The organism is Diaphorobacter sp. LR2014-1 (genome assembly GCF_002916785.1).
GTDB lineage: Bacteria > Pseudomonadota > Gammaproteobacteria > Burkholderiales > Burkholderiaceae_C > Diaphorobacter > Diaphorobacter nitroreducens.
This window is the reverse complement of the sequence record NZ_MTBE01000080.1, coordinates 1-4,131: the sequence shown is the minus strand read 5'-3', so window position 1 is coordinate 4,131 and position 4,131 is coordinate 1. Positions and strand designations below refer to the sequence as shown.

6 protein-coding genes are annotated in these 4,131 nt (G+C 61.3%); 4 read left to right on the top strand and 2 right to left on the bottom strand.

The features are described 5' to 3' along the window. Positions 1 to 39: 39 nt before the first annotated feature. A protein-coding gene (locus tag BV908_RS21865; protein ID WP_103738857.1) for an IS3 family transposase occupies positions 40 to 1,238 on the bottom strand; the annotation gives its coding sequence in 2 pieces (ribosomal slippage) (positions 40 to 971 and positions 971 to 1,238; 1,200 coding nt in all). Positions 1,239 to 1,333: 95 nt separating this feature from the next. Here BV908_RS21865 and BV908_RS22575 point away from each other — a divergent pair. Genes BV908_RS22575 through BV908_RS21850 form a run of 4 tightly spaced genes read left to right on the top strand, consistent with a single transcriptional unit; the run spans position 1,334 to position 2,763 of the window. After that, on the top strand, positions 1,334 to 1,510 hold the full coding sequence (locus BV908_RS22575; protein WP_172751430.1) for a hypothetical protein: 177 nt from the start codon (positions 1,334 to 1,336) through the stop codon (positions 1,508 to 1,510). After that, positions 1,507 to 1,716: a hypothetical protein gene (locus tag BV908_RS21860; protein WP_103739198.1), complete on the top strand. Its 210-nt coding sequence runs from the start codon at positions 1,507 to 1,509 to the stop codon at positions 1,714 to 1,716. The genes BV908_RS22575 and BV908_RS21860 overlap by 4 nt, the downstream gene beginning before the upstream one ends. A 38-nt stretch (positions 1,717 to 1,754) precedes the next feature. Further along, positions 1,755 to 2,078: an RNA-binding protein gene (locus BV908_RS21855; RefSeq protein ID WP_103739199.1), complete on the top strand. Its 324-nt coding sequence runs from the start codon at positions 1,755 to 1,757 to the stop codon at positions 2,076 to 2,078. Beyond that, entirely contained in the window at positions 2,065 to 2,763 is a 699-nt protein-coding gene (locus BV908_RS21850) for a DUF2786 domain-containing protein (protein ID WP_103739197.1), read from the top strand. Before BV908_RS21855 ends, BV908_RS21850 begins: the two co-directional genes overlap by 14 nt. Before the next feature lie 43 nt (positions 2,764 to 2,806). On the opposite strand, the gene BV908_RS21845 is transcribed toward BV908_RS21850, so the two are convergent. Further along, positions 2,807 to 4,078, bottom strand: a complete 1,272-nt coding sequence (locus BV908_RS21845; RefSeq protein WP_047350851.1) for an IS256 family transposase — start codon at positions 4,076 to 4,078, stop codon at positions 2,807 to 2,809. Positions 4,079 to 4,131: the final 53 nt, after the last annotated feature.

Below are 4,131 nucleotides of genomic sequence, written 5' to 3'. Positions count from 1 at the left end.
TGACCTTGCCCCTGTTTCGTGTAGCTCTTAACCCACGGTTCACGCGGCCTTTTTACGCTGTGCCTCGTACCAGCGCTGCTCGTACTGCATCGGGCTGAGGTAGCCCAGCGACGAATGCAGCCTTCGGTGATTGTAGAAGGCCATCCAGTCCATCACCGCCTGCCTGGCCTGCTCACGGGTAGCAAATTTGCACCCATGTACGCTGGCTGTTTTCAGCCGGCCCCAGAAGCTCTCGGTCGGTGCGTTGTCCCAACAGTTACCCTTTCTGCTCATCGATGAACGCATGCCCCAGCCCTTCAAGGCATCCTGGAACTCATGGCTGCAATACTGGCTGCCCCGGTCGCTGTGGAATATCAGCCCAGGAGGCGGCCTGCGGCGCCACCACGCCATGGCCAGCGCGTCCTTGACCAGGCTGGCCTGCATGTGCGGCTGCAGGCTCCAGCCCACCACCTGACGGTTGAACAGGTCGATGACCGCAGCCAGGTACAGCCAGCCCTCGTCGGTTTGGATGTAGGTGATGTCGCCACTCCAGAGCTGGTTGGGCGCCTCGGGGTTGAAGCGCCGCTGTACCAAGTCGGGCGCCACCGGCAGGCTGTGGCGGCTATCGGTGGTCACCACGAACTTGCGTTTGGTCTTGGCCCTGATGCCGTGCTGCTGCATGAGCTTGCGCACCCGGTCTTTGCCCACTCGGATGCCCCGGGCCAGCAGTTCCTTGTGCATGCGTGGCCAGCCGTATTCCCCCTTCACCTCGGCGTGGATGGCGCGCATGTACGCCAGCAGGGCTTCGTCGCTGTGACGCCGGGCAGGTCCACCGTGGCCAGACTCACGCCGGCGCAGCCAGTTGAAGTACCCGCTCGCGCTGACCTCCAGCACCCCGCAGGACACACTCACCGGGTACAGCTTTCTCATTTGGTGAATCCAGGCGTACCTCGCAGCGTGTCCTGCGCGAAGTACGCCGCGGCTTTTTTTGCGATGTCGCGCTCCATGCGAAGGCGAGCATTCTCTGCACGCAACCGGGCTATCTCCATCTGCTCGGGCGAGACTTGGATGCCCTTGTCACCACCGCCCGCACCGTCCAATTCTCCCTTGGCTGACAGCCGCACCCAGTTGCCCAGGCTCGCTTTGGGGATGCCCAGTACCTTGGCCACCACCGCAATCGCCTGACCCGAGCGGACCTGCCGAACAGCCTCCTGCTTGAACTCTCGCGTGTACTGCGCACGCACCTGCTTGTCACTCATCTCTGAACTCCTTGTCGGTATCTTCAACAAGGGTTAAGAACTCCACTTTTCAGGGGCAACCTCACGCTGCCCCCATCTTGCCTGAAGGCTCTCAAATGACGGTCCCCACAACACTGACCGAAGAGCAAGCTGAGGCCATCACCGAGCTGCTCATCCAGGCGCGCATCCAACTGCGTGATGCGGCCGGCGCAAGGCACTACGAACCCAACTATGGAACCACAAGCCGTCGCATTGCCGATGTGCTTGAAGAATTGGGCGTGGACCGACCATGAGCGGATTCACCGTTGCCCTGAACAAGCGCCATCGCTGCGAAGCCAGCGGGAAGGAATACACCCGCTTCCTGCGGCGTGGCGTGCCCAATGCGCATGGGATGATGAACTGCCCCCTCTGCAACAAGGGGGTGACGCTGAAGGCAAAGGAGACTGGCGGAAAACCCGTCGTAATCCCTCGGCACCTTGAGCAGATTGTCGGACTCTGAACTTGTGCCCACGGGCTCATGTCGCCGGCACAGCCATCATGTCCACCACCCTCCATTTGCCGCTCAAGCGAGAGTATTTCGACGCCATTCGTGATGGCCAGAAAACAGAGGAATACCGCCTGTGCACTCCCTACTGGCGCAAGCGCTTGGAAGGCAAGACTTTCACCGCGATTGTCCTGACTCTAGGCTACCCAGGGAGGGTGGACATCGCCCGGCGAATAGAGCGCCCGTGGCAGGGCTACCAGATCAAGACGATCACCCATCCGCACTTCGGGCCCGCTCCTGTGCAGGTGTTTGCCATCCACGTGTCTGGAAACCTACGCGAGGCCATTGAATTGAGTTTCACCAATGCAAAACGTTGACCCCAAGATCCTCGGCAAGATCAAAAAGTGCCTTGCCCTGTCTCAATCGGACAACCCTCATGAAGCGGCGGCAGCGATGCGCCAGGCCCGGTCCTTGATGGCTGCTCATGGGGTCACGGCTGAACACATCACGATGGCGGAGATAGGCGAAGCGCGGACGAAAAGCCGAACGATGGCCCGCGACAAGCCTGCACTGTGGGAGGGCGCACTTGCATCGACCGTAGCAGCCGCATTCGGCTGCAAATTGATGCTTCTTCGGTCAATGGACACACGTCCAAAGGGAAGCCCGATCAATGAAGGTGACTTCATGTTCGTGGGCATAGCGGCACAAGCAGAAATCGCAGCCTACACATTCGAAGTGTTGGCGCGCAAATGCAAGAAGACGCGTAGCACCTGGATTGCGGGCAAGTTTGAAGGCATCCCGAAGGCGCACGGTGGGAAGCGGCTTGCAACCAGCCTCGGAGACGAGTTCGCGCTTGGCTGGGTTCAACAGATAGCCGGCCTGGTCCACGCCTTTTCCCAGCCCCATGAGGTTGAGAACGCGATAACTCGGTACGTGGACGAACGGGCGAATCAAGGTCCAGAGGGAGAAAGCCTCACCCGGCATCCGAAGACAAGAGACGCCCGTTTGCGCGACTTGGCCAGAAGCCAAGGAATTCGGGAGTGTCAGGATTTCTGTGTGTGAGGCTGTTGAATCCGTCACTCAATCGTGAGGCGGCTTGGTGATCTTACTGGCCCGATCTGGTAAATCGGTCCTCGTAGAGGATCGCAAATTGGTTCATCGCTGATTTCCAGTGGTTGGCCGCCCGCCCCCAGTCCGCGGTGATGTTGCGCAGCGCCAGCCAGATCAGCTTGGTGGCCGCCTCGTCGCTGGGGAAGTGGCCGCGCGTTTTGATGATCTTGCGCAGCCGTGCGTTCACGCTCTCGATGGCGTTGGTGGTGTAGATCACGCGCCGCACCTCGGGCGGGAAGGCGAAGAACGGGATGACCTTGTCCCAGGCCCGGCGCCAGGCGCTGACCACGGTCGGGAACCGCTGCCCCCAGGGGCCGGCCGCAAACGCATCCAACTCGGCCTCGGCCGCCTCGGCGCTCACCGCGGTGTAGATGGGTTTGATGGCTGCGGCCAGCGCCTTGCGGTCTTTCCATGACGCAAAGTCCAGGCCACCCCGGATCAGGTGCACGATGCAGGTCTGCAGCGTCGTCGCCGGGAACACTGCGCCCAGCGCCTCTGGCATGCCCTTGAGGCCGTCGGTGACGGCAATCAGGATGTCCTGCACCCCGCGCGTCTTCAGATCGTTGAAGACCTTCATCCAGAACTTCGCCCCCTCGGTGTTCTCGATCCAGATTCCCAGGATGTCGCGCGAGCCGTCAGGCAGTACGCCCAGCGCCAGGTAGACGGCCTTGGAGCGCACCACCGCATCCTCGCGAATCTTGACCCGCAGCGCATCGAAGAACACCACCGGGTACATCGCCTCCAGCGGCCGTGTCTGCCAGGCCGTGACCTCGCCCATCACCTCATCGGTGACACGGCTGATGAGCTCGGGCGAGACGTCCACCGAGTACATCTCAGCCAGGAAACCCTGGATCTCGCGCACCGTCATGCCGCGTGCGTACATGGCGATGATCTTGTCGTCGAAACCCGTAAAGCGCCGCTCGTGCTTGCCAATGAGCTGCGGCTCGAAGCTGCCTTCGCGATCGCGTGGGACATCGATGCGCAGCGCCCCCACATCGGTCAGTACGGTCTTGGTGCTCTTGCCGTTGCGGTGGTTGGCTGATCCGCCTGTGGGCTTGGCTTGGCCGGGCGCATAGCCTAGGTGATGACTCATCTCGGCGCCCAGCGCCCGCTCAAGAATTGACTTCTTGAACTGATCGAACAGCCCTTGGACTTGGCCCGGCGTCATGGGCCCGGTCACCAACTGGTCAAGCAGCTCGGCCGGGATGTGAAATTGCGGCTGTGCCGCCTGGTCCGCCAAAGCGGTGGGTTTGGTCTTGCGTGGCATTCATGCTCCTTGTCGACATGCTATGCCTCACACACAAAATTTCTGACAAGCTC